This window comes from Bacillus sp. FAU18, from assembly GCF_056033885.1.
This window is the reverse complement of the sequence record NZ_JBVYHZ010000003.1, coordinates 1,209,652-1,234,241: the sequence shown is the minus strand read 5'-3', so window position 1 is coordinate 1,234,241 and position 24,590 is coordinate 1,209,652. Positions and strand designations below refer to the sequence as shown.

At 42.4% G+C, this 24,590-nt stretch carries 23 protein-coding genes and 1 pseudogene; 8 read left to right on the top strand and 16 right to left on the bottom strand.

What is annotated here, in order from left to right; translation table 11 throughout:
• Nucleotides 1-27 precede the first annotated feature (27 nt).
• A complete protein-coding gene (gene nrnB, locus AC0OMU_RS06440; protein WP_327844454.1) occupies nucleotides 28-1,227 on the top strand; it encodes an oligoribonuclease NrnB in 1,200 nt (399 codons plus the stop codon).
• 47 nt (nucleotides 1,228-1,274) lie between these two features.
• Here the strand turns inward: nrnB and uptA are convergent, their stop codons facing one another.
• The 3 genes from uptA to AC0OMU_RS06425 all read right to left on the bottom strand — a co-directional run bounded on the left by uptA (nucleotide 1,275) and on the right by AC0OMU_RS06425 (nucleotide 3,290).
• Nucleotides 1,275-1,871 (bottom strand): undecaprenyl phosphate transporter UptA, encoded by a 597-nt coding sequence (gene uptA / locus AC0OMU_RS06435; RefSeq protein WP_003231529.1) that lies wholly within the window; start codon nucleotides 1,869-1,871, stop codon nucleotides 1,275-1,277.
• Nucleotides 1,872-1,943: 72 nt separating this feature from the next.
• Complete coding sequence (galU, locus tag AC0OMU_RS06430) at nucleotides 1,944-2,837, bottom strand: UTP--glucose-1-phosphate uridylyltransferase GalU (RefSeq protein WP_015383781.1); 894 nt, start codon at nucleotides 2,835-2,837, stop codon at nucleotides 1,944-1,946.
• A gap of 6 nt (nucleotides 2,838-2,843) precedes the next feature.
• The gene (locus tag AC0OMU_RS06425; protein ID WP_015383780.1) at nucleotides 2,844-3,290 is read right to left on the bottom strand and encodes a GtrA family protein; all 447 of its coding nucleotides are present in this window, start codon (nucleotides 3,288-3,290) and stop codon (nucleotides 2,844-2,846) included.
• Between the two features lie 592 nt (nucleotides 3,291-3,882).
• Between AC0OMU_RS06425 and xynD the strand changes: the two genes are divergently transcribed.
• The 3 genes and pseudogenes from xynD to AC0OMU_RS06410 all read left to right on the top strand — a co-directional run bounded on the left by xynD (nucleotide 3,883) and on the right by AC0OMU_RS06410 (nucleotide 8,198).
• Nucleotides 3,883-5,424 (top strand): alpha-L-arabinofuranosidase, encoded by a 1,542-nt coding sequence (gene xynD / locus AC0OMU_RS06420; RefSeq protein WP_251217950.1) that lies wholly within the window; start codon nucleotides 3,883-3,885, stop codon nucleotides 5,422-5,424.
• 119 nt (nucleotides 5,425-5,543) lie between these two features.
• Nucleotides 5,544-6,812: a glucuronoarabinoxylan endo-1,4-beta-xylanase XynC gene (gene xynC, locus AC0OMU_RS06415; RefSeq protein ID WP_474240987.1), complete on the top strand. Its 1,269-nt coding sequence runs from the start codon at nucleotides 5,544-5,546 to the stop codon at nucleotides 6,810-6,812.
• A 249-nt stretch (nucleotides 6,813-7,061) separates the two neighbouring features.
• Nucleotides 7,062-8,198: pseudogene (locus AC0OMU_RS06410) on the top strand (alpha/beta hydrolase).
• 436 nt (nucleotides 8,199-8,634) lie between these two features.
• Here the strand turns inward: AC0OMU_RS06410 and AC0OMU_RS06405 are convergent.
• From AC0OMU_RS06405 to AC0OMU_RS06395, 3 genes are all read right to left on the bottom strand, one after another.
• On the bottom strand, nucleotides 8,635-8,898 hold the full coding sequence (locus AC0OMU_RS06405; RefSeq protein WP_003231535.1) for a YnfE family protein: 264 nt from the start codon (nucleotides 8,896-8,898) through the stop codon (nucleotides 8,635-8,637).
• Between the two features lie 66 nt (nucleotides 8,899-8,964).
• Nucleotides 8,965-10,464, bottom strand: coding sequence for an endo-1,4-beta-glucanase EglS (gene eglS, locus AC0OMU_RS06400; protein ID WP_474240986.1), 1,500 nt, complete (start codon nucleotides 10,462-10,464; stop codon nucleotides 8,965-8,967).
• Nucleotides 10,465-10,766: 302 nt separating this feature from the next.
• Complete coding sequence (locus AC0OMU_RS06395; protein WP_015383775.1) at nucleotides 10,767-12,164, bottom strand: alanine/glycine:cation symporter family protein; 1,398 nt, start codon at nucleotides 12,162-12,164, stop codon at nucleotides 10,767-10,769.
• A 510-nt stretch (nucleotides 12,165-12,674) separates the two neighbouring features.
• Here AC0OMU_RS06395 and AC0OMU_RS06390 point away from each other — a divergent pair.
• Complete coding sequence (locus tag AC0OMU_RS06390) at nucleotides 12,675-13,028, top strand: hypothetical protein (RefSeq protein ID WP_003245190.1); 354 nt, start codon at nucleotides 12,675-12,677, stop codon at nucleotides 13,026-13,028.
• Between the two features lie 25 nt (nucleotides 13,029-13,053).
• Nucleotides 13,054-13,179 carry a hypothetical protein gene (locus AC0OMU_RS06385; RefSeq protein ID WP_003231548.1) on the top strand — a complete coding sequence of 42 codons (126 nt, stop codon included), beginning with the start codon at nucleotides 13,054-13,056 and terminating at the stop codon, nucleotides 13,177-13,179.
• A gap of 46 nt (nucleotides 13,180-13,225) precedes the next feature.
• Here AC0OMU_RS06385 and parC read toward each other — a convergent pair whose 3' ends face one another.
• The 3 genes from parC to AC0OMU_RS06370 all read right to left on the bottom strand — a co-directional run bounded on the left by parC (nucleotide 13,226) and on the right by AC0OMU_RS06370 (nucleotide 18,424).
• Nucleotides 13,226-15,646: a DNA topoisomerase IV subunit A gene (gene parC, locus AC0OMU_RS06380; protein ID WP_327830145.1), complete on the bottom strand. Its 2,421-nt coding sequence runs from the start codon at nucleotides 15,644-15,646 to the stop codon at nucleotides 13,226-13,228.
• Nucleotides 15,647-15,649: 3 nt separating this feature from the next.
• Nucleotides 15,650-17,617, bottom strand: a complete 1,968-nt coding sequence (gene parE / locus AC0OMU_RS06375; RefSeq protein WP_014479944.1) for a DNA topoisomerase IV subunit B — start codon at nucleotides 17,615-17,617, stop codon at nucleotides 15,650-15,652.
• Nucleotides 17,618-18,016: 399 nt separating this feature from the next.
• On the bottom strand, nucleotides 18,017-18,424 hold the full coding sequence (locus AC0OMU_RS06370; RefSeq protein WP_003245606.1) for a CoA-binding protein: 408 nt from the start codon (nucleotides 18,422-18,424) through the stop codon (nucleotides 18,017-18,019).
• Nucleotides 18,425-18,593: 169 nt separating this feature from the next.
• On the opposite strand from AC0OMU_RS06370, the gene plsY reads away from it, so the two are divergent.
• Together plsY and AC0OMU_RS06360 are read left to right on the top strand one after the other, a co-directional pair.
• Entirely contained in the window at nucleotides 18,594-19,175 is a 582-nt protein-coding gene (gene plsY, locus AC0OMU_RS06365; RefSeq protein ID WP_003231560.1) for a glycerol-3-phosphate 1-O-acyltransferase PlsY, read from the top strand.
• An 87-nt stretch (nucleotides 19,176-19,262) separates the two neighbouring features.
• Nucleotides 19,263-19,550, top strand: a complete 288-nt coding sequence (locus AC0OMU_RS06360; RefSeq protein WP_003231562.1) for a HesB/YadR/YfhF family protein — start codon at nucleotides 19,263-19,265, stop codon at nucleotides 19,548-19,550.
• A 30-nt stretch (nucleotides 19,551-19,580) separates the two neighbouring features.
• On the opposite strand, the gene AC0OMU_RS06355 is transcribed toward AC0OMU_RS06360, so the two are convergent.
• From AC0OMU_RS06355 to acnA, 7 genes are all read right to left on the bottom strand, one after another.
• Nucleotides 19,581-19,880, bottom strand: coding sequence for a hypothetical protein (locus tag AC0OMU_RS06355; protein ID WP_474240985.1), 300 nt, complete (start codon nucleotides 19,878-19,880; stop codon nucleotides 19,581-19,583).
• Nucleotides 19,881-19,895: 15 nt separating this feature from the next.
• Nucleotides 19,896-20,312 (bottom strand): YbgC/FadM family acyl-CoA thioesterase, encoded by a 417-nt coding sequence (locus tag AC0OMU_RS06350; protein ID WP_017696516.1) that lies wholly within the window; start codon nucleotides 20,310-20,312, stop codon nucleotides 19,896-19,898.
• An 84-nt stretch (nucleotides 20,313-20,396) separates the two neighbouring features.
• The gene (tlp, locus tag AC0OMU_RS06345; RefSeq protein ID WP_003231568.1) at nucleotides 20,397-20,648 is read right to left on the bottom strand and encodes a small acid-soluble spore protein Tlp; all 252 of its coding nucleotides are present in this window, start codon (nucleotides 20,646-20,648) and stop codon (nucleotides 20,397-20,399) included.
• Between the two features lie 36 nt (nucleotides 20,649-20,684).
• A complete protein-coding gene (gene sspN, locus AC0OMU_RS06340) occupies nucleotides 20,685-20,831 on the bottom strand; it encodes an acid-soluble spore protein SspN (RefSeq protein ID WP_003231569.1) in 147 nt (48 codons plus the stop codon).
• A gap of 64 nt (nucleotides 20,832-20,895) precedes the next feature.
• Entirely contained in the window at nucleotides 20,896-21,021 is a 126-nt protein-coding gene (locus AC0OMU_RS06335; protein ID WP_003244964.1) for an FbpB family small basic protein, read from the bottom strand.
• Between the two features lie 79 nt (nucleotides 21,022-21,100).
• Nucleotides 21,101-21,613, bottom strand: a complete 513-nt coding sequence (locus tag AC0OMU_RS06330; protein WP_003231571.1) for a redoxin domain-containing protein — start codon at nucleotides 21,611-21,613, stop codon at nucleotides 21,101-21,103.
• A gap of 71 nt (nucleotides 21,614-21,684) precedes the next feature.
• Nucleotides 21,685-24,414 carry an aconitate hydratase AcnA gene (gene acnA / locus AC0OMU_RS06325; protein WP_015383771.1) on the bottom strand — a complete coding sequence of 910 codons (2,730 nt, stop codon included), beginning with the start codon at nucleotides 24,412-24,414 and terminating at the stop codon, nucleotides 21,685-21,687.
• Between the last annotated feature and the right edge of the window lie 176 nt (nucleotides 24,415-24,590).

Sequence of the window (24,590 nt, the reverse complement as noted above, 5' to 3'; positions counted from 1 at the left end):
AGTTTATCATAAAAAGGGGCCTACATTATGTATCATTTATATTCACATAACGACTTGGACGGAGTAGGGTGCGGAATCGTAGCAAAATTGGCATTCGGAAAAGACGTAGAGGTCCGGTATAACTCTGTCAACGGCTTAAACGCACAGGTGCAGTACTTTTTAGAAAAAGCGAAGGAGAGCAACAGACAGGACACGTTATTCATCACCGATCTCGCCGTCAATGAAGAAAACGAAGAGAGATTGAATGAGTACGTTCATACAGGGGGCAAAGTGAAGCTCATAGACCATCATAAAACAGCCCTTCATTTGAATGAGCATGAATGGGGATTTGTCCAGGTGGAATACGATGATGGAAGGCTCACATCCGCGACATCGCTGTTATATGGCTACCTCGTTGAAAATGGCTTCATGAAACCGACAAATGCCTTAGATCAATTCACAGAGCTCGTCCGCCAATACGATACATGGGAGTGGGAGCGGTACGATCAAAAACAGGCGAAGCGGCTTAATGATCTTTTCTTTTTGCTGTCAATCGATGAATTTGAAGCAAAAATGATCCAGCGCCTTTCCGCGCATGACGAATTTTTCTTCGATGATTTTGAAGAAAAACTGCTTGATTTAGAAGACGAAAAAATCGAGCGCTACCTCCGCAGAAAGAAAAGGGAAATGGTACAAACCTTTGTTCATGAGCACTGTGTAGGCATCGTTCACGCTGAATCGTACCATTCAGAGCTGGGGAACAGGCTAGGGAAAGATAACCCGCACCTCGATTACATTGCGATTTTGAGCATGGGGTCAAAACGAGTCAGTCTCCGCACCATTCATGATTATATCGATGTGTCAGAAATCGCCGGCCGATATGGCGGCGGAGGGCATGCAAAAGCGTCCGGCTGTTCAATAACCGATGAAGTATACGAGTTGTTTGTAGCTGAAGCTTTCCGTATTGACCCTGTACGGCCGGATGCCTTCCGTAACATCTATAATCTAAAGGGATCTGCGAATGGATCATTATATGAAAATCGCGCACAAATGAGATTTTTTCTTTTCCCTTTAGACAACGAATGGAATATTCAAATTAACGGAGAAACCCAAGACGAAACATTCGCAGCGTTTGAAGAGGCAGAATGGTTTATTAAGAGAAATTATGCCGCATCGCTCGTGCGGGATGAAGTGTTTGTCGCATTTTTAGCGGAGAATCTGAAGCTGGCAAATCAACATCGCAAGTAAAAAAATATGCATAGGGGAGCGTCAGTCACCCTATGCATATCCGCTAGCTATCGTTTAAATATGGCTGTACGTTTCTTAATCACAAAATAAAGGGCTATCACGACAACAGCCAATATCATAATCGGTGTTGTATAAGTGCCCGCTATATTCTCAACATCATCCCACTGGCTTCCTAGCTGTATGCCTAAATAAACAAACAGAATAGACCATGGAATGATAGCAAGCACAGTCAGTACCACAAATTTGAGAAAAGGCATTCTGGCAATACCTGCCGGAATGGATATGGCATGTCTGACAACCGGTATAAAACGAGCCGAGAAGACAACTCCGGCGCCGTATTTCTGAAACCAGTTCTCCGACATGTCGATATGATGCTTTTTAATCAATAAATACTTCCCGTATTTGTCCAGAAATGGCCTGCCGCCATAGCGGCCGATCCAGTAAATAAAGATCTGGGCAATGGTGCCCCCGATAACACCCGCAATAATTGCGCCAATAAATCCAATCGTGCCTTCCGATACCATATAGCCGCCATAAGCTAATACAATCTCACTCGGAATGATTTCAATCATTAACCCAATCGCAATACCCGCATATCCCATGTTTGTCAGCCATGTTAAAATTTCGCTTATCAAACTGCCCACATTCTTCACAACCTGTCCTAATCTTTTTCACTATTATATGACTGATTGACGAGCAAGATGGTTACAATTTTTTTACCGCAGCATTTCTTTCGATTCCCGTTTGATCACATCTTCTAAATAGGCCAAAAGCTGAGATCTCATTTCGGAACGCATTAAGCCGATTTCGGTGCTCGCTTTAAAACAGCCTAGCTTATCGCCAATGTCATATCGATTTCCTTCCAGCAGCCGGGCGTGGATCGGCTCCTTACGGCAAACCTCACGAAGCGCATCTGTCAGCTGAATTTCGTTGCCCGCGCCTCTGCCAATTGTCTTCAAAACGGAGAAGATCGAAGAATTCAGCACATAACGTCCCATTACTGCGATTTCCGAAGGTGCTTCTTCAGGAGAAGGCTTTTCCACTAAATCGTTCACTTCGTATACATGCCCTTGAGACCCTGATGTATTTATAATACCATATTTGCTGACATCCTCAGGGAGAACTGACTGTACACCGACAACCTCTGTGCCATAAACGGCATATACATCCATTAATTGCCGAAGAGCCGGTGTTTCAGACACCATAATATCATCACCTAAGAGAACGGCAAAAGGCTCATCTCCGATAAAATGCTCCGCACACAGCACCGCATGGCCTAATCCGAGCGGTTCTTTCTGGCGGATGTAATGTATGTTGGCCAAATCGGCAATCTGCTGCATTTCCTTAAGTGTCTCCGTCTTGCCTTTTTCCCGGAGATTGAATTCCAATTCCGCCGACCGATCAAAATGATCTTCAATCGAGCGTTTGTTTCTCCCTGTAATAATCAGTATATCTTCAATTCCTGACTCTGCGGCCTCTTCTACAATATATTGGATTGCCGGTTTGTCGACGATTGGGAGCATTTCTTTAGGCTGCGCCTTTGTTGCCGGCAGAAATCTCGTTCCTAAACCCGCTGCGGGAATAACCGCTTTTCTCACTTTTTTTCTCATGCATCCTCACTCCTGATCCTGTATGTTTTTCATTGAATCTCCAAATACCCAGATTCGGTTTCCGATAAAATTCATCATCATTCCGCCGATAGTGGCGGCGAGCTTGCTTACCAATAGCGAACAGCCGCAGTTTTGAAACAAATAAAGCAGCAAAAAGGTGATCCCTGACGCGGCAATATTAATCATGAGAAAACGCACGATCTCTTTCCCGTCAGCCTTACGTTTCACACAAAACGTCCAATTCCGGTTCCACACATAGCTGTTGACGATACCTGCAGTATAGGAGCAGATCTGCGCCGGCAGATAAGAGACATGACAAGCGGTAAGAAGAAAGAAGACACCAAAATCTATCAGCGTATTGCCGACGCCTACGGTGCAAAAACGGCCTAATGTCTTTATTTTTTCTTTCAGCGTAACGAACCTCCCTTCATAAAAGATGCGAGTGGCAGTCATATTTGTTGATATGGATTACTATAGCGGACAGTGTTGAATAAACAATTAATAAAATATGAACAAAACATGAAAAAGCGGGTATACCGCTCAATAGTTCTTATAGTCTTGAAAAAAAACAGCCGCATTGAACGGCTGTTTTTTTGTGTCTGAAAACATACAAATATAAACGGAGTGTTAGCCCCATCTTATCAATGAATAAATGTATCCAGTTCCTTTGTAGAATCGAAAAACTAACTCCTCCAAAAGTTTCTATACACAATTTTTTTAATGATGTAGGATGTTATATAAAGGGATATATTGGATAATGATGTAATCTCCGTTCAATGTGATTAGTGGGAGGCCATGAACAATCCTGTCTTTTTATTTTCTGGACAATGGTCGCTAGGAATGGGGAAATTTTTTCGAACAATTTTGAAGGAGTGGTGCGATCTCCTCGAAGAATGGAGACACATGAAGATGAGCTTTCAGAACAAGAACTGGGAACATTGCTAAACAGCTTCCGGCTACCTTATGCGTGCGATCTTCATGACCTGTTGTCATCAAATTCCAAAAGAAAATCCCCCATTTTAAGGAAAAAGGAGGATGTGAAGTGATGAGGAAAAAGTGTAGCGTATGTTTATGGATTCTAGTTTTATTATTGAGCTGCTTATCTGGGAAGTCTGCGTATGCTGCCACAGGTACTACAATTGCAAAACATATAGGGAATTCAAACCCGCTTATCGACCATCATTTGGGAGCGGATCCGGTTGCGCTGACCTATAACGGAAGAGTCTACATCTATATGTCAAGTGATGACTATGAATATAATAGCAACGGAACAATTAAAGATAATTCATTTGCCAATTTGAATAGAGTATTCGTCATATCTTCAGCGGATATGGTGAACTGGACAGACCACGGAGCCATTCCGGTAGCAGGTGCCAATGGAGCTAATGGAGGCCGCGGAATTGCAAAATGGGCAGGTGCGTCATGGGCACCGTCAATCGCAGTTAAAAAAATTAATGGCAAGGATAAATTCTTCCTTTATTTCGCAAACAGCGGCGGAGGTATCGGGGTTCTCACCGCAGACAGCCCGATTGGTCCATGGACCGACCCAATCGGAAAACCGCTCGTAACGCCAAGTACGCCAGGAATGTCTGGTGTTGTATGGCTTTTTGATCCGGCAGTATTTGTAGATGATGACGGCACCGGTTACCTGTATGCCGGGGGAGGCGTTCCTGGCGGTTCAAATCCAACGCAGGCACAATGGGCCAATCCTAAAACGGCAAGGGTCATAAAATTAGGGCCTGATATGACGAGTGTTGAGGGAAGTGCATCTACAATTGATGCGCCTTTCATGTTTGAAGATTCGGGATTGCACAAGTATAACGGAACATATTATTACTCCTATTGCATCAATTTCGGCGGCACGCACCCGGCCGATAAACCCCCGGGTGAGATCGGCTACATGACCAGTTCAAATCCCATGGGTCCCTTTACATATAGAGGGCATTTCCTGAAAAATCCGGGTGCATTTTTCGGAGGCGGCGGAAACAACCATCATGCTGTTTTCAATTTTAAAAACGAGTGGTATGTGGTGTACCATGCGCAAACTGTCAGTTCCGCTCTGTTCGGGGCCGGCAAAGGATACCGTTCTCCCCATATTAATAAGCTGGTGCATAACCCAGATGGATCCATCCAAGAGGTAGCAGCAAATTATGCAGGTGTAACACAGCTTTCCAATTTGAATCCTTATAACCGGGTAGAAGCTGAAACGTTTGCCTGGAATGGACGCATTTTGACAGAGAAATCGACAGCACCCGGCGGGCCAGTAAATAATCAGCATGTAACAAGCATTCAAAATGGAGACTGGATTGCTGTAGGAAATGCAGACTTCGGGGCGGGCGGCGCCAGAACGTTTAAAGCAAATGTAGCATCCACTATAGGCGGGAAAATAGAAGTGCGCCTCGACAGTGCAGACGGTCAACTTGTAGGAACCCTAAATGTACCTTCCACAGGTGGAGCGCAAACGTGGAGAGAAATAGAAACTGCGATAAGCGGGGCAACCGGCGTGCACAAAGTATTCTTTGTATTTACCGGAACAGGTACAGGAAACTTGTTTAATTTTGATTACTGGCAGTTTACGCAAAGATAGTACTCGTAATGGGACCGCTTAAAAACGAGGCGGGTGAAGTCCGGAACAGCCCGCCATTATGGATATGCCATGCAGATTTTTTAATACCGTAAAAGACACATTACGAAGGAGAGAAATAAATGATTCCACGCATAAAAAAAACAATTTGTGTACTATTAGTATGTTTCACTATGCTGTCAGTCATGTTAGGGCCAGGCGCTACTGAAGTTTTGGCAGCAAGTGATGTAACAGTTAATGTATCTGCAGAGAAACAAGTGATTCGCGGTTTTGGAGGGATGAATCATCCGGCTTGGGCTGGGGATCTTACAGCAGCTCAAAGAGAAACTGCTTTTGGCAATGGACAGAACCAGTTAGGATTTTCAATCTTAAGAATTCATGTAGATGAAAATCGAAATAATTGGTATAAAGAGGTGGAGACTGCAAAGAGTGCGGTCAAACATGGAGCAATCGTTTTTGCTTCTCCTTGGAATCCTCCAAGTGATATGGTTGAGACCTTTAATCGTAATGGTGACACATCGGCTAAACGGCTGAAATACAACAAGTACGCAGCATACGCACAGCATCTTAACGATTTTGTTACCTTCATGAAGAATAATGGTGTGAATCTTTACGCGATTTCGGTACAAAACGAGCCTGATTACGCTCACGAGTGGACGTGGTGGACGCCGCAAGAAATACTTCGCTTTATGAGAGAAAACGCCGGCTCGATCAATGCCCGCGTCATTGCGCCTGAGTCATTTCAATACTTGAAGAACTTGTCGGACCCGATTTTGAACGATCCGCAGGCTCTTGCCAATATGGATATTCTCGGAACCCACCTGTACGGCACTCAGGTCAGCCAATTCCCTTATCCTCTTTTCAAACAAAAAGGAGCGGGGAAGGATCTTTGGATGACGGAAGTATACTATCCGAACAGTGATAACAACTCGGCGGATCGATGGCCCGAGGCATTGGATGTTTCACAACATATTCACAATGCGATGGTAGAGGGGGACTTTCAAGCTTATGTATGGTGGTACATCCGAAGATCATATGGACCTATGAAAGAAGATGGTACGATCAGCAAACGCGGCTACAATATGGCTCATTTCTCAAAGTTTGTGCGTCCCGGCTATGTAAGGATTGATGCAACGAAAAACCCTAATGCGAACGTTTACGTATCAGCCTATAAAGGTGACAACAAGGTCGTTATTGTTGCCATCAATAAAAGCAACACAGGAGTCAACCAAAACTTTGTTTTGCAGAATGGATCTGCTTCAAACGTATCTAGATGGATCACGAACAGCAGCAGCAATCTACAACCTGGAACGAATCTCACTGTATCAGGCAATCATTTTTGGGCCCATCTTCCAGCTCAAAGCGTGACAACATTTGTTGTAAATCGTTAAGGACACCAAGGCAAGCGGTACCGCATTGGAGCGGATACGGATCTAAACGCCGTAGTCATAACCGCCAAGGGTGCATCAAATAAACCTGCACGGAAATAAAAAAGTCGAAGTCTGAAAAAAGCGATTTTCCGATCAGAAAATCGCTTTTTTTCGTCATTTTCTGCTTGAAGATTATAAATTTTTAGCGCTCATAGCACAATGTATATACTTCACATTCGCCACTTTTATTAATTAAGGGGGAACAAGAAAATGAAAACTTATGACGCATTTCCAGAACCAATTGGCTGCTATACTGTCGGTCGAACCCAGATGGACTTTGAGTATACGGCATCAGATCACTCAAAAAGAGAACTGACGGCGTTTGTGTACTATCCGTCCGACAGTAGCGAAGGTAAGACTATATCAACGTACATGTTTCCTGAAGTCTACGAGATGTTGAATGAGCAGCCGCTTCTCACAGCGTTGAAGGATGCTTACTCTATCGATATCAAGACCCAGTGTTACGACGACCTTGCTCTCTCCGGGAAGGAAAAGCGCTATCCGGTATTATTCTATGTTTGCGGCGGAGGAGGTTCTCCAGAATAGGGTACTGTGATCTGTACAGACTTGGCAAGCATGGGATATGTAGTGGTAAGCATCGGCCATCAGAATAGCACGATGTATAAGCGTAAAGATGGGCACCTGTTTAATGTATCAAAGGATTTTTCGGATGCCATTATGGCGTTTTCTGAAGATCCGGAGATGGTGGAGTTGGCTGGTAGGATGGAGCTGCGTCCTGACGATGAAACGGCCATTGAGATGTGTCAAAACGTGCTTACACTGCCGATACTTGCCAAGTTAACAGAGTATAGCGAATTACAGGAAGAAGATGTAAGGCATGTAGCCGATTATCTTTACAAACTGGACTCTGGAGAGCTGAATTCCATCTTTAAGGGCAGATTGTTGCTTGACATCGGCATGGGCATAGTCGGACATTCTTATGGAGGGCCTACGACGGCGATAGTTTGCCGGGACGACGAACGGTTCGCCTGCGGGATTGGCTTGGATAGCGGTGCGTTCGGTCTTCTCGGCAGCAACCTTAAGAAACCCTTCTTGCTACTGTTTTGTGAACCTAACTATAATATGAATGCGATAATTGGCGCTAACAATAGCATGGAAACCTATTATTTCTCTGTTGATCGTGCTGCGCATTTAGATTACTGTGACATCGTGTTTACCAATGTTAAGGAGGAACTCAGAGGCGAACGGGATGCTATGGAAATGCGAAATCTTGTTACAGACTATACGAAAAGCTTTTTTGATCATTACTTACTGCAGAAGGCTGCAAGTGTGGAAAGTCTTGCATACGATGGCGTGGACTTGATCAAGAAGACCAGCAACAAGTGACATAACCGAGAGGCTGTGATAAACGCATATCAAAGAGTTAGCCGTTGAATCCAACGTCACATAAGAACACGCGGTTAATTCAATTAAGGAGGGCTTTAGTACAAAAAGAGCTTGTATCTAAGTGATACAAGCTCTTGTCTATTTGTGGCGAATTTATTAGTATACAAGATATTTTAGATACAAGTACGGCAGCTGGTAAAGCAATCGAGTTTGAACGGGCCATTCGTGAACGAACATTGTCTGGGCTTAAATCAGCTAGAGCTAGAGGAAGAATAGGTGGAAGGCCAAGAGTTAATAACTATCAAAAGAATCCGCTTTTTAGTTTACATAATATATATTCTAGGAAGTAAATGAAATAAATAAATTTCTGTCTCAATATAAAAGTATACTTAAGTTAGTGAGACAGAAATTGAAATTTTTACTGCTGAATGACAAATCAAAAAAATGGTGTTGTCAATCCATAATAAACGGCTTCTAAATCTTCCAGCGTCATATCGCCATATGCGCATTTGATAACAGAATCAGCAAACACATCATAGTCATAATCTGTAGAAAATCCTTGCTGCAGCTGTTTTTCGTAAACTTCGATCTGATCTTTTTGATGCTGGATGTCTTTTTCCTTACCTGGATAGTCCGGACCATTTATCATATTACTCATTTTTTTGTACAGCACCATATACTGTTTCAGTATTTCATCCACAACGCAAACCTCCTATTAGATGATAAAAACGGACATCGTTACTGATGTCCGCCAAAAAAAGCTTAACTAATTTGGTTCTGTTCCCCAAATCAGTTTTCCTTGATCATATAATGTGATTTTTTTCGTTGTTTTAAACGTATTTGATTTGAAAAAGGAATAATCGCCGCTTTGTGCATAATTGCTCCAGTCATCATTGTGAAGACGAAGCTGAATATTCCCTGTGCTTGCTCCCGGTGCCAACGTTCCGTTTTTAAATCCAAGTTCCAGATAGGTATCTGCACCTTGCTTTGGTTTATGCAACGTCACAAACTTGTGTGTCACATTGCCGCATCCAATCTGCGCGTAGTCACAGTCAACGTTTTGGCCTTTGTTTTTCGCTTTATACCAGTAACGGGCAGTGACATCTTTTAAATCAACCGTGGTATTGCCGTTATTTTTTATTTGAAGCTGCGGACGGATTTGGTTGCTGTTCATACTCCCATCCCCTGCTCTGTATTGTACAGAAATACCATTTTCCTGTGTGGGTTTATCTTTTGCTGGCGTTTCAGGAATGTCCTTCGTAGAATCTTTGGTGCCGAGAATGTTTTCTCTAACGAATGTTCCTGAAGCAGATAAATCTGACAACCGCCAGCCGCCTGTTTTAGATGCCCCCGGCTTTAAAGCTGAGGATGATTCCTGCTTATCAGAAAGATTCCAGTTCACCCAGCTGATGGTCTTGCTATCGAGATATTTCAGCCATTCCCGCGATTGATCAAGGAATACACCGCCATTTCCGGAAGCATCACTTGTCCCCCATTCTGTCACAAAAATAGGTGCTCCTTTGCTGAGTGCATAGTTTGCTTTATCCCGTAAAAACTGGCCGTGAGTACCGGCATAAAAATGAAGTGCGTACATAACGTTTGCATCTTTTAGCTGGTCATCGGCAGCATCATTCACATCCTGGCTCCATGTACCGGTTCCGACAATGATGATGTTGTCTGGATCATTTTTGCGGATAACGGAAATCACTTCTTCCGCATACGGTTTAATATCACGCTTCCAGTTCACATCACCGTTTGGTTCGTTTGCAATTTCATAAATGACGTTTGGCGTGTTTCCGTAAAGGCTTGACATTTCCTTGAAGAATTCTTTTGCCTTCTCTTTATTTTGGTTTGGATTACCGTCATTTAAGATATGCCAGTCAATGATGACATATATCCCAAGGTCTTTTGCCGCTTCAACCGCTTCTTTCACTTTATTTTTCACGGACGGGTTGTCAATATAACCGCCATCTGCCGTATACATCGCTGCACGGAAAACGGTGATACCCCAATCGTCCCTCAGCCATTTTAAGCTGTCTTTATTGACATATTCTCCATACCATTGCAATCCGTGTGAACTGATCCCCTTCAGCTGTACCGCTTTACCGTCTCGGTTAACGAGCTGTGTACCTTTTATGCTAAGCTGGCCATTCTTGGCTACTGGCGTTTTTGTCCCTGCTGCTGATGCCGGCGAAGCCATCATGCCGCTCATTGTCAATAACGTAATCAATAAACACGTAATAAAAATAGAGATTGACCGTTTCATATCTGATCTTTTCCTCCTTCGCATCATTTTGGCTCTTCAATTCTTATGAGCACGAACTCATTGTAAAAATCTTTCTCATGATTGTCTATCAACCTAATTTCTTGTTTTTGGGAGGTTTAAAAGCCTGTCAATTTGCTCTATCTCCATTGAATAAGACACACATGACACATATAGAACAAAGAAAACTGGACTGAATTGGGACTTTACACGTCATTTTTCATTCGAGTCGAAAAATTAAATTTATTTCCAATAATGAAAAAGCTGCATTCAACTATTGAATGCAGCTTTGTTTTATATTTATATTATGCTTCTTGTTTCTCATCTTCCCATGTTTCAGCGTTTTTCAGCCCTGGGATGTTTTTCGCTTTAAACACAGGATCAAGTCCTTGCTTACGCTGTTTCGCGTAATCTTTATACACTTTGTAAGCAACGTTTGACAGCAGCGTAATCACAATTAAGTTGATCAGCGCCATGATACCCATAAAGAGGTCCGCCATATCCCAAACGATTTGGAAGCCTGATAAAGATCCATACACAACCATAGCAATTACAGCGATACGGTAAATGTTCAGCCATGTTTTGCTTGTTTTAATAAATTCAATGTTTGTCTCGCCATAATAATAGTTGCCGACAACTGAACTGAATGCAAACAAGAACATTGCGACTGCGATGAAAGTCGGCGCCCAGCCTCCAATGTGATGGTTAAGAGCAGCCTGTGTTACTTGGATGCCGTCGCCTTTTGGAGTTACACTGTACAGCAAAATAATAAATGCTGTGGACGTACATATGATAAATGTATCGAAAAATACACCTAATGTTTGAATAAAGCCTTGCTTTGCCGGATGGGATACATGAGCCGTCGCAGCCGCGTTTGGTGCGCTCCCCATTCCTGCTTCGTTTGAAAAAAGACCGCGCTGCGCACCGATAACGATGATGCCGCCTATTCCGCCGCCGACGACTTGTTCAAAACCTAAAGCATTTTTAACAATTGTAGCGATAACGCCAGGGAAAGCTGTAATATTCGTGATGACAACAAATAAAGCGATAAGGATATAAATGCCTGCCATAACCGGCACAATTAGCTGTGAAACAGCGACAACACGTTTTAAACCGCCGAAAATGATAAACGCAGTTAAAACCGCCAGAACTATGGCTACAACTATTTTATTCACATGGAATGCGCCATCCAATGCTCCAGCAATTGTATTTGTTTGAACAGCGTTAAAAATCAAGCCGAATGAGACGGTAATTAAGATTGCAAAAACAATGCCAAGCCATCTGGCACCAAGACCCTTTTGAATATAGTAGGCCGGCCCTCCGCGGAAGTCTTCCCCGTCTCTCACTTTATAAAGCTGCGCTAATGTACTTTCGACAAAGCTTGAAGCCATGCCTACTGCAGCAACTACCCACATCCAAAATACAGCGCCTGGTCCGCCTGTCGCAATTGCTAAGGCTACACCAGTCAAATTCCCTGTGCCGACTCGGGATGCGGCCGAAATAAAGAATGCCTGCATAGATGAAACACCTTTATTTCCTTCCGGCTTCTCCCCTACTATTCTGAACATTTCAATAAAATAACGGAATTGGATAAAACCAAAACGTATGGTAAAAAATAATCCAAGCCCTATTAAAATATAAAATAGGTAATTCCAGATGAAATCACTTGGAATATTAATTAAACTATTGAAAAAAGACTCCATATTTACCTCCCGTTTTCATCAATTCAACACGAATTCGATTTTGATGTTAGATTTTTTAACATAACGAGTTTTATTATATCACAATATGACGAATTAGGAAGTTTTTTCGAGAAGAATATTGTCATAGCCAGATGTTACTCTGTCGACCCCTTCTCTATTATTTTCCTACGAATAAAAACATTCCTTGCAAGCTGGCTTTTAAAAAAGAGTACCCTATTAACAATGTAATCATTTCTTCCCATTCTCTTGCCTTTCTCTTTGATTTAGCACATAAATAAAGTAATAAACCCTAAACAACAAACATATCATTTAAAATATGTTTTTATTCACACCATAAACCGGGTATACATACGCTAATAAAAGAAGTTTTCTCTTTCAAAAATAAGCAAAAAGATATATACTTAACAAGGTTAAATTTATTTTTAAATTTAATAAATCAGGTTTACTTTTAGGATGGATTGGGGTATTATTATAAAAATATTCAGTAATATTAAAGGAGGGGGAGATCATTTGAAAAAAGTAACGATATTGAAAGCATCCATCTTATTCTTGGCGATTGCCAGTTTTCATTTGTTCTCAATTCCCCACGCCTTTGATATCGGCCATCATTATAAAGCCGTAGCCGACCAGCAGGAAATGCATGAAATGAAAGCCGGCCAAAATGCTGATGATGAGAAGAAATCCATCACAGGGGCATTTACGCTGACCGCTTTATGGGCAATGGCTGTTCTGCTGCTGACCGCTGAAAGCAAAAGTACGGGATACTCCCGCAGACGTCAGCGGAAAAAAAGCTTTATACTGGCCAAATTTTATCAATCGTCTTATTTCGGCAAACTTCATGTTCAACATCACCCGATTATGTAACGAAAATATGAGGAGGCTGTTTAACATGTTGTTTATCTTAAGAATGGTGATTTTAGGCTTATTTTCTTTCACAGCGCTGAATTTATTTGTATGGCAGGGGATTGAAGTCATTCATGCTGTAACAGATCTATTCACCAACCATGAAAGCTGATAAAAAACAAACGAAACCCGCTCATATAGTATGAGCGGGTTTTTTATTATTGTTCTGTATGAAGGCGCCAAACAGCTGTAACCTTACCTGATTCCTCTTCATCAAAAAAGAAAGAGCCATTGCTGTATCTGTCGTTTGTCCGCAACTCTTTTGCCTGCAGTTCTCTTCTGTCGCCTTTTTCTGTTTCTGCCATTAGTCGCTGTTCAAGATCGCAAGCGAACAGTGCTACAACACGGTGAGGATTCTTTTTCAGTTCCCTTAGCATTACGACACCGCGTTTTGCGCGGGATGTCTTCTCGAACTCAGAAAGACTCATGCGTTTTACCGCTCCCCGCTGTGTGAACAAGACAATTGAATCAGATTGCTGAAGAATCTCACCGGAGACAACAAAGTCATCCTCTTTTAAGTTAATCCCTTTGACACCTGCCGCACGCGCGCCAACTACATTCACTTCGTCTTCTCCAAACCATAGGCCGTACCCTAAGTGAGTGCCCATAAAGATCTGGCTTTCCCCATTTGTTACATGTACATCAATCAGTTCATCTTCACCCTTCAGATTTAAGGCCACAAGCGCCTTAGAATAACGCTGTGCTTTATAATGGGTGAGCTCTGTCTTTTTCACCATGCCGTTTTTCGTAAAGAATAGAAGATATGCCGACGGATCAAATTCTTTTATCGGTATGGCCTTTACAATCGTTTCATCACGGTCAATAGTGATCAGATTTGAAAAATGCTGGCCCATGTCCTTCCATCTGATATCAGGCAGCTGGTGAACAGGACAATAGATGTAGCTTCCTTTGTTTGTAAAGAGCAGCAGCACGTCCGTCGTATTCATTTCAAACTGATGCAGCATCCTGTCCGTATCTTTCATTCCGAAGTCCTGACCGTTGGAAGCGGCAAATGAGCGCTGGCTCGTCCGTTTTAGGTAACCATCCTTCGTAACGGTTACATATACATCCTCAGATGCAACCATGACTTCGAGATTGATTTTAATTTCTTCAATTTTTTCTTCAATCACGGAGCGTCTCGTATCTGCATATTTCTTTTTCAGTGCTTTTAAGCTGTTTGTAATCACTTTTAGCAGTTTTTTATCATTGCTCAGAATAGATTCGAGCTCATCAATTTTTTTACCGAGCTCTTCTGCCTCTTCCTTAAGCGCTGTAATATCTGTATTGGTTAAACGATATAGCTGCAATGACACGATGGCTTCAGCCTGAGGCTCCGTAAATTCATATTTCGCGATCAAATTGTTTTTAGCGTCACGTTTATCGCTAGAAGAACGGATTGTTGCAATCACTTCATCCAAAATAGACAAAGCTTTCATGAGCCCTTCTACGATATGATGTCTGTCTTTTGCTTTTTGAAGCTCGTAAACGGACCGGTTTGTGACAACTTCCTTTTGGTGTCCGATATATGCATCCAAAATAGACGGCAGGCTCATCAGCATCGGACGGCGGTTATGGATAGCCACCATATTGAAGTTATATGTGATCTGCAAATCAGTGTTTTTGTATAAGAAATTCAAAATGCCTTTGGCATCAGCTTCTTTTTTCAGTTCAATGACCACTCTCAGCCCTGTTCGATCCGTTTCATCACGAACCTCTGAGATGCCTTCAACCTTTTTATCAATACGGAACTCGTCCATTTTTTTTACAAGGTTTGCTTTATTTACTTCAAATGGAATTTCAGTAATGACAATTTGTTCTCGTCCGCCTCTAATTGTTTCAATTTCAGCCTTTCCGCGGATAATGATTTTTCCTTTTCCGGTTTCGTAAGCTTTTCTTATCCCGTCAACGCCCTGAATAATACCGCCTGTCGGAAAATCAGGCCCTTTAATGACTTCCATGAGTTCATCAACAGAGCAAGATGGCATTTGAATACGCTTAATGACAGCATCAATGACTTCTCCCAGATGATGAGGGGGAATGTCGGTCGCGTATCCTGCTGAAATCCCGGTAGATCCGTTGACCAATAGGTTAGGAAACATCGCCGGGAGTACGACAGGCTCCTTGCTTGTATCATCAAAGTTCGGCACAAATTCAACCGTGTTTTTGTCAATATCCCGAAGAAGCTCAGATGCAATCGGAGATAATCGTGCCTCTGTATAACGCATGGCTGCCGGGGGATCTCCGTCGATGCTTCCATTGTTTCCATGCATTTCGATTAACACATTACGAACTTTCCAATCCTGGCTCATTCGCACCATTGCTTCATAAACCGAGCTGTCACCGTGCGGATGATAGTTACCGATGACGTTACCGACCGTTTTGGCCGCTTTTCTGAAGTTTTTATCAAACGTGTTTCCATCTGTATGCATCGCATACAGAATTCTGCGCTGTACCGGCTTTAATCCGTCTCTAGCATCGGGCAGCGCCCTGTCTTGAATAATATATTTACTGTAGCGTCCAAAACGGTCGCCGATCACCTCTTCTAATGGTAAATCATGAAATAATTCTGGCTGTGACAATCATTAAACCTCCTCAGCGACCGATAAGTTTTCATTTTCTAAAATATTGCTTTCTTCATCTAAGCCGAAAGCGACGTTTTTCTCAATCCACTTTCTGCGCGGCTCTACTTTGTCTCCCATTAACGTCGTCACACGTCTCTCTACACGTGCCGCATCGTCAATTTTGACCCTAACAAGTGTGCGGGACTCCGGATTCATCGTCGTTTCCCACAGCTGGTCTGCGTTCATCTCTCCAAGACCCTTATATCGTTGAATGGTATAGCCTTTGCCGACTTTTTTCAGGACATCACCCATCTCTTCATCAGACCATGCATATTCAATGATTTCCTTCTTCCCGCTTCCTTTACTGACCTTATATAAAGGTGGCAATGCAATGAACACCTTGCCATGCTCAATGAGCGGTTTCATATAGCGATAGAAAAAGGTAAGAAGCAGCACTTGAATATGGGCGCCGTCAGTATCGGCATCGGTCATAATGATGATTTTGTCGTAGTTGATGTCATCGATTGAGAAATCTGCTCCGACTCCCCCGCCGATCGCATGAATGATCGTATTGATCTCTTCATTTTTAAAGATATCAGCAAGCTTAGCTTTTTCTGTATTAATGACTTTACCGCGTAAAGGCAGAACCGCTTGGAATCTGCGGTCTCTTCCCTGCTTGGCTGACCCGCCTGCTGAATCTCCCTCAACGAGATACAATTCATTTTTTGCCGGGTTTCTTGAACCCGCAGGCGTCAGTTTTCCGCTTAAAGTCGCTTCTGATTTTTTCCGTTTTTTGCCACTTCTTGCTTCTTCACGGGCTTTGCGTGCCGCTTCGCGCGCCTGGCTCGCCTTGATTGCTTTTTTGACAAGAAGCGTTGCGGTGTCCCGATTTTCCTCTAAAAAGTAAGCAAGCTGCTCTGAAACAATCGCATCAACCGCTGATCTTGCTTCACTGGTACCGAGCTTTCCTTTTGTTTGTCCCTCAAATTGAAGAAGCTCCTCAGGAATGCGGACAGAAATAATGGCTGAAAGCCCTTCCCTTATATCGGTGCCTTCAAGGTTCTTATCCTTTTCTTTCAGCAAAGCCACTTTTCGCGCATATTCATTAAAAGCACGCGTCATCGCAGTTTTTGCACCTGACTCATGCGTCCCGCCGTCTTTTGTTCTGACATTGTTGACAAACGACAAAATATTTTCAGAATAACCATCGTTAAACTGGAACGCAAAGTCCACTTCTATAGAATGATGCTCACCCTCAAACGAGACCACTTCAGACAAGACGTCTTTTTCTTCATTTAAGTAAGCAACAAACGCTTCTATACCGTTTTCATAATAAAAGACCTCATGCTGGTCATTGCGTTCATCAATCAGCTCAATTTTCAGTCCTTTTAACAAAAACGCAGACTCTCTTAAGCGCTCAGAGAGCGTTTCAAAATTATAAGTGGTTGTGCTGAACATCGTTGGATCTGGCTTAAAGTGTGTAAGAGTTCCCGTCTTTTTTGTTTTGCCGATCTTTTCGAGAGATGTAACCGGTTTTCCTCCATTTTCAAATCGCTGCTGATAGACAAAACCGTCCCGCTCAATGGTAACCGTCAGCCATTCAGATAAAGCATTCACGACTGATGCACCAACTCCGTGGAGCCCGCCGCTTGTCTTATAGCCGCCTTGGCCGAATTTTCCTCCGGCATGAAGCACCGTTAAAATCACTTCAGGGGTTGGTTTGCCGAGCTTATGCATTCCGGTCGGCATGCCGCGACCTCTATCCTGTACAGAAATACTATTGTCTTTATGTATTTTGACGATTATGTGATCTCCATGGCCGGCAAGCACCTCGTCGACAGAGTTATCTACAATTTCATAAACCAAGTGGTGCAAACCCCGCGCGTCAGTAGAGCCAATATACATACCCGGCCTTTTCCTGACAGCCTCAAGGCCTTCGAGCACCTGTATGGCATCTTCGTTGTAATCAAATTGCTGTTTTCTAGCCAAACGTACAAACCCCTTTCAAAAACTAACATTGTCTTTCTCTTTTTCAGTGTTACACATCATTTGTATATAAGATATTTTTTATAAACCTCGCCTCGAGCCAGTACTGCCTTGGACTCCTCATTATAACCAATATGTTTGCAATCGCAACATAGAGCTAACGAATCAGTTCTTCTCAAAACATCGGCTAGTGCTGTTTTCACACCATGAGAACGTATGTTTGTTTATTATATATAAAGCAGCAGACCTTCGCAAATCGAACGGCCGAAACCCAGCTGGACAAGGTATTCAAAAAAAGCTGTTCAAGCTTTATTGTATCTGTTTCACCGTAATACGCAAACAATATCTTAAAATTAAAAAGCAAAAATCCTTGAATTTACAAGGATTTTTGCAGTTCTGCACCTATTTTGTTACAGCGTGTGCCACTTTTATGCACAGATCCATGATAACCGTTCTGCCTTTTTCTTTTAGCATCTGGTATGCTTCCTCATTAACTAGCCCTTGCTGTGCCCAAAATACTGGCGCATCTGTCTCTAAAAACTCTTCCGCCACTCCAGGAAGCTGTTCTGAGCGCCGGAATACATTTACGATGTCAATCGGACCGTCAATCTCTTTTAAAGATGAAACGGCTTTGACACCTAGCGCCTCATCAATTGTCGGGTTCACAGGGATAATTTCATAACCCGCGTCCTGCATTGCTTTTGAAACCATATGTGACGTTCTATCCGGACGGTCTGAAAGCCCTACTACCGCTATACGTTTGCTTCTTTGAAGAATCTCTTTAATTTCCGCTTTAGAAGGGTTTTGCATCGTGTGTCACTCCTTTTCCACTTATTTTACACGATCAAAACAGGAGAAATCAAAATATGATGCATGTTTGATTGGATTTGTAAGCAAACTTTACAAAAAAACTTATCATCAGATCATGACATCTCATGTTAAAATAAAAAGAAGGGAATTTGAAAAAGGAGAAATGTAGATGTTAATTGCTTTATTGATTATTTTGGCCTACTTGATAGGCAGCATTCCATCTGGCTTAATTGTGGGCAAGCTTGCCAAGGGAATTGATATTCGGGAGCACGGAAGCGGCAACTTAGGCGCTACCAATGCATTCCGTACATTGGGTGTAAAAGCTGGTTCGGTCGTCATAGCCGGAGATATTTTGAAAGGGACACTGGCAACTGCATTGCCTTTTCTCATGCATGTTGATATTCACCCGCTTCTTGCAGGAGTCTTTGCGGTTTTAGGCCACGTGTTTCCCATCTTCGCCAAATTTAAAGGCGGTAAAGCCGTGGCGACATCAGGAGGCGTTTTGCTATTTTACGCACCCCTGTTATTTATCACGATGGTTGCGGTATTCTTCATCTTTTTATACTTGACTAAATTTGTTTCTCTCTCATCGATGTTAACAGGGATCTATACTGTTATATATAGTTTCTTTGTCCATGATACGTATTTATTGATTGTCGTTACCCTGCTCACTATTTTTGTGATATACAGACACCGGGCGAACATTAAACGAATTATCAATAAAACAGAACCTAAAGTAAAATGGCTATAAGCTTAAAAAACTTCTCTTTTGACACAGAATAGCCTAATACGTTTATAATAGAGAAAATTCAAATGAAGAACAAAGGGGTGTTCTGTTATGAATATGACAATTAACGAAGACGCATTGAACTGGTATAAAGAAGAACTCGATTTGGAAAGCGGAGACCAGGTTCGCTTTTTCGTCCGCTATGGAGGCTGCAGCAATGTTCAAAAGGGTTTTTCTCTCGGTGTAGCGAAAGATGCGCCACAAGAGGCTGGAGTCACTGCAGAAGCTGATGGCATTACCTTCTTTATTGAAGAAAGTGATTTATGGTACTTTGATAACCACGACCTTCTCGTCAGCTATTCAGAAGACGCTGATGAACCGGTTTTTGAATACCAATAAAAAAGAACGCACATCATGTGCGTTCTTTTTTTACAAATGAAATCGTATAAGATGATCGGTTAGGTTTTCTTGTTCCAAAATATATTTTTGGGTCTCACCCAATAGATCAAAGTGAGGAAATTCACTTTTCTTATGGAGCCATTCTTTTTTTAACCCGTACGCCGCTCCCCACTGAACCAGCTTATCAATGTCTGCACAGCCGGCTTTTGTCACAGTCCTTGCTTCTGGAAATCGGTCATCCAGCCAGTAATGTGTTAAAAATGCTATTTCTCCTCTTTTCACTGCTTGTTTCCACCAGTTAAGTTCCTCCCGTTTCACACCAAACGCCATATCCCGTTCACTTCCCTATTTTTTGGCCTTTTCATATGCTGTGTGCCAATCAGGAAAAGCTTTGCGGAATTGAATTGGCTTAAAGCTTTCTTTATCCACACAAATATGAGATGAGGTGGCTTTGATGGAAAGCTCACCGGCCGGATTATAAATGTGATAACCATAGACGGTTTTAAAGCCGTTATATTCCTCTATCCATGTATGTACAACCGCGGTTTCTCCGTAATGAAGCGGCTTTTTATAGGAAATGTTGATATCAACGACTGGGGATAGAACGCCTCTTTTTTCCATATCACTATATAAAAAGCCTAAGTCCTTAATCAAGGCCGTTCTGCCGACCTCCATCCACACAAGATAATTTGCGTGATAGACAATTCCCATTTGATCTGTTTCTGCATAACGCACTTCTATTTCTTTTTTTGATACATGCAAGATTACTCTGCTCCCTTAACGTCAATTTAGCCCCATTTTACCATAATCAAATCAGAAAGAAAAAAACCAGGTTTCCCTGGTTTTTTAAGAACGGTATCCGTTTTGTCTCGCTGCAGATTCGTCCTGTATTTCATTACGAAACGCTTCAATGCTCTGTTCGCGCCTTGCATTTTTTTCTTTGATACGCTGTTTATCTTCTCCTGAAGCAAACTCCATGGATGCTTCTGCTTCTTCTATATTTTCAATTGTATTTTGAACCATATCCTGCAATTTTTCCACATTGTCAGAACGATCATCAGGATTAGGCTGCTGATATTGATTTTGGTTCTTTGTCATTCGGATGTACCTCCTAGAAATAAACTCGATTTTTCGCTACTCGCCTTTTGTCTGCATGATGATCGGCCGCTGACCTGAAGTATCATGCATTTTTTCCCCTTTATTGGCTTTATATTTTACAGGCTTTGTACCCAAGTGGCTTGGAGCATATTGAGGCTGACCGTTTTTCTTGTTGTTTCCCATGTTTATCCCTCCTCAACAGATAGGTTTCTCAAAAGGAGGGGTAAACATGAATACAAATTAAAGGTTATTTTTGCTTAAATCGCTGTTCAAGCTTTTCCTCAAGCTGATTTAAATACTCTGTATTGGTCATCAGCTCTTTTTTATTTTCCATGACGAGCTCATGAAAAGAACGTTTTCTCATCTTCTTCACGCTTCTCACCTCCGCATATTCTTTTATTTTTTCCAATTCTGAAAACTTGTAAGCATATCTGAGCATAAAAAAACTGAATCTAATCAAGATCCAGTTTTTGTTCCATTTCTTTTTTTGTCATGGTGCCAACGTGTATGTCTTGGATAACACCTTTTTCATCTAAGATATATGTCGTTGGATATGACATCACGTTATAGTCAGCATTGATCCCTTTTTTATCAATCAGAATGGGGAACGTTAAATCATACGTATCAGCAAACGCTCGGACCTGTTTCTCACTTTTCTCAGCTGAAGTGAAATTTACCGCAACAACCGCAAGTTTGTCGGCGTACTCTTTTTGTAACTTTTCCATTGCAGGCATTTCCTGACGGCACGGCTTACACCAAGTTGCCCAAAAATTGAGCAGCACTTTTTTGCCTTTTGCATCCTGTAAAGAGCTTTTCTCTCCTGACAGCGTTTTCAAAGAAAAATCAGGTGCTTGTTTCCCCTCTTGAATTCCGACTTCTTTTTTGCTGTATGTTTGATATAAATTCCATCCCGTATAACCGGCAAGCATGATAAGCAGAATCCCTGCGAGCCATTTTTTCAGCATATGCCACCTCCGCAGCACATTGTGTCATAAAAAGAAGAGAAAGCGAAATGCCTTCTCTTCCTATTGATTCATCAGGACTGCTTCATTTTTTCACGAAGCACCATTTGAAGGATGCCGCCATGGCGGTAGTAATCAATTTCAACTTCACTATCAAAGCGGACGACTGCTTCAAAAGTTGTTACATTGCCGTCTTCATTGATTGCTCTTACCGTCACAAGGTCACGAGGACGAACTGTTTCATCAACATCTACCTCGATGACTTCTTTACCCGTTAAGCCGAGTGTATCCGCATTTTCACCTTGTTTAAACTGAAGCGGCAGCACACCCATGAATACAAGGTTGCTTCTGTGAATTCTTTCGAAGCTCTCTGCAATGACCGTTCTGATGCCAAGAAGGTTTGTTCCTTTTGCAGCCCAGTCACGTGAAGATCCCATACCATAGTCTTTTCCTGCTAATACGACAAGACCAGTTTTATCTTCTTTGTATTTCATGCACGCATCATAGATGGATGTTACTTCACCAGTCGGCCAGTACGTCGTAAATCCGCCCTCTGTACCCGGTGCAATTTGGTTTTTGATGCGAATGTTTGCAAATGTTCCTCTCATCATGACTTCATGGTTTCCGCGGCGGGAACCGTAGGAGTTAAAGTCACGAGGAGAAACACCTTTTTCTTGCAAGTACTTTCCGGCAGGCGTATCTTTTCCGATTGCCCCCGCAGGAGAAATATGGTCAGTTGTGACTGAATCGCCGAATTTACCGACAACACGCAAACCTTTTAATGGTTCAACCTTGCCTGGTTCAACAGACATCTCTTCAAAGAATGGTGGGTTTTGGATGTAAGTTGACTCATTATCCCATTTATATAACGCTTCATCTGTTGTTTCAATCTCGTTCCAGCGCTCGTTGTCATCAAATACCGTTTCATACTCTTTACGGAAGAGCTCAGGCGTAACAGTTTGCTTAACAAGTGAATTGATTTCGTCTGTTGACGGCCAAATATCGTTAAAGTATACGTTTTGACCATCTTTACCCACACCGATTGGATCGGTTTTCAAGTTAATGTTTACCGTTCCAGCCAGCGCATATGCCACAACAAGCGGTGGTGAAGCAAGATAGTTGCCTTTAACAAGCGGGTGAATACGTCCTTCAAAGTTACGGTTTCCGGAAAGGACAGACGTAATCAGAAGATCATTTTTCGCAACCGCTTCTTCGATTTCTGGTGAAAGCGGACCTGAGTTCCCGATACATGTTGTACAGCCGTACCCAACGAGGTTAAAGCCAAGCTCTTTCATGTATGGAAGAAGGCCTGAATTCACAAGATATCCTGTAACGACTTTAGAACCCGGTGCAAGTGACGTTTTCACGTAATTAGGCACCTTAAGCCCTAACTCAACCGCTTTTTTCGCTACTAGTCCGGCGCCGATCAGAACATATGGGTTAGATGTATTCGTACAGCTTGTAATAGCAGCAATGGCGATCGCACCCGTTTTCATAACTGTTTCTTCGCCGTTAAGGAGTTTAAACTTAATTTCTTTATTTTCTTCCTCAGCGTTTAAACCGAACCCTTGGTTACCCGCAGGGCTGACTAAGTGCTTTTTAAACGTTTCCTGCATAGCAGAAAGCGGAATTAAATCCTGTGGACGCTTTGGACCTGATAAGTTCGCTTCAATTTGAGAAAGATCAATTTCAACCACATCAGTAAATTGAGGGTCTTCCGCATCAGGAGTGTAGAACAAGCCATTGCTTCTGCAGTACGCTTCGACAACATCAATATGTTCAGGATCACGACCTGTCAGGCGCATGTAGTTGAGCGCTTCTTCATCTACTGGGAAGAATCCGCATGTAGCACCATATTCCGGAGCCATGTTCGCAATTGTTGCGCGGTCTGCGAGCGGCAGTTCAGCAACTCCTGGCCCGAAGAATTCAACAAATTTACCGACAACGCCTTTTTCGCGCAGCACTTGTGTTACTTTTAACGCCAAGTCAGTAGCTGTTGTTCCGTTTGGAAGCTTGCCGACAAGTTTCGCGCCGATTACCTCTGGAACTGGGAAGTAAGAAGGCTGTCCAAGCATTCCCGCTTCAGCTTCAATTCCACCGACACCCCAGCCGAGAACACCGATACCGTTAATCATTGTTGTGTGTGAGTCTGTTCCGACAAGCGTATCAGGATACGTTACAAGCTCGCCGTCTTCTTCAATGGCATGGACAACACTTGCCAAGAACTCAAGGTTAACCTGGTGCACAATACCTGTTGCAGGCGGCACTGCCTGATAATTGTTAAACGCTTTCTTTGCCCAGCTTAAAAATTTGTAGCGCTCTGCATTTCTTTCGAATTCCAAGTCCATATTTACTGCTAATGCATCTTCTGTACCCGCTTTATCTACCTGTACAGAGTGGTCGATAACGAGATCAACAGGAATTTCAGGGTTGATTTTATCAGGATCTCCGCCGACAGCTGCCATTGCTTTACGCAGTGAAGCCAGATCTACTACTGCCGGAACCCCTGTGAAGTCTTGTAAAATAACACGAGACGGTTTGAACGGAACGTCGATATCCTTTAATTCGGCAGTTCCCCATTTTGCCAAATTTTCCACGTGTTCTTTTTTGATAACGAAGCCGTCAACTTGACGCAATACTGATTCTAAAAGAACTTTGATGGAATAAGGAAGCTTCGAAACCTTTCCTATACCTGAATCTTCTAACGCTTTTAAAGAGTAGTAATGATATGTTTTCCCATTTGTAGTAAACGTTTTTCTCGCTTGGAAAACGTCTTTTGCTGCAGTTTTTTGCTCGTTTGCCATTCTCCAAAATCCCCCTTCAGATCAGATCATTCTCAGATGAACATTACATTCCATCACAATTTTCTCACAATTTCATATTAAAACAAAATCATACATAAGTAAATATCAATGTTTTTATTAAATACAATAAGTTCGACTTATGAGAAAAATGTACCGGTAATTTTTACTGTTTACGC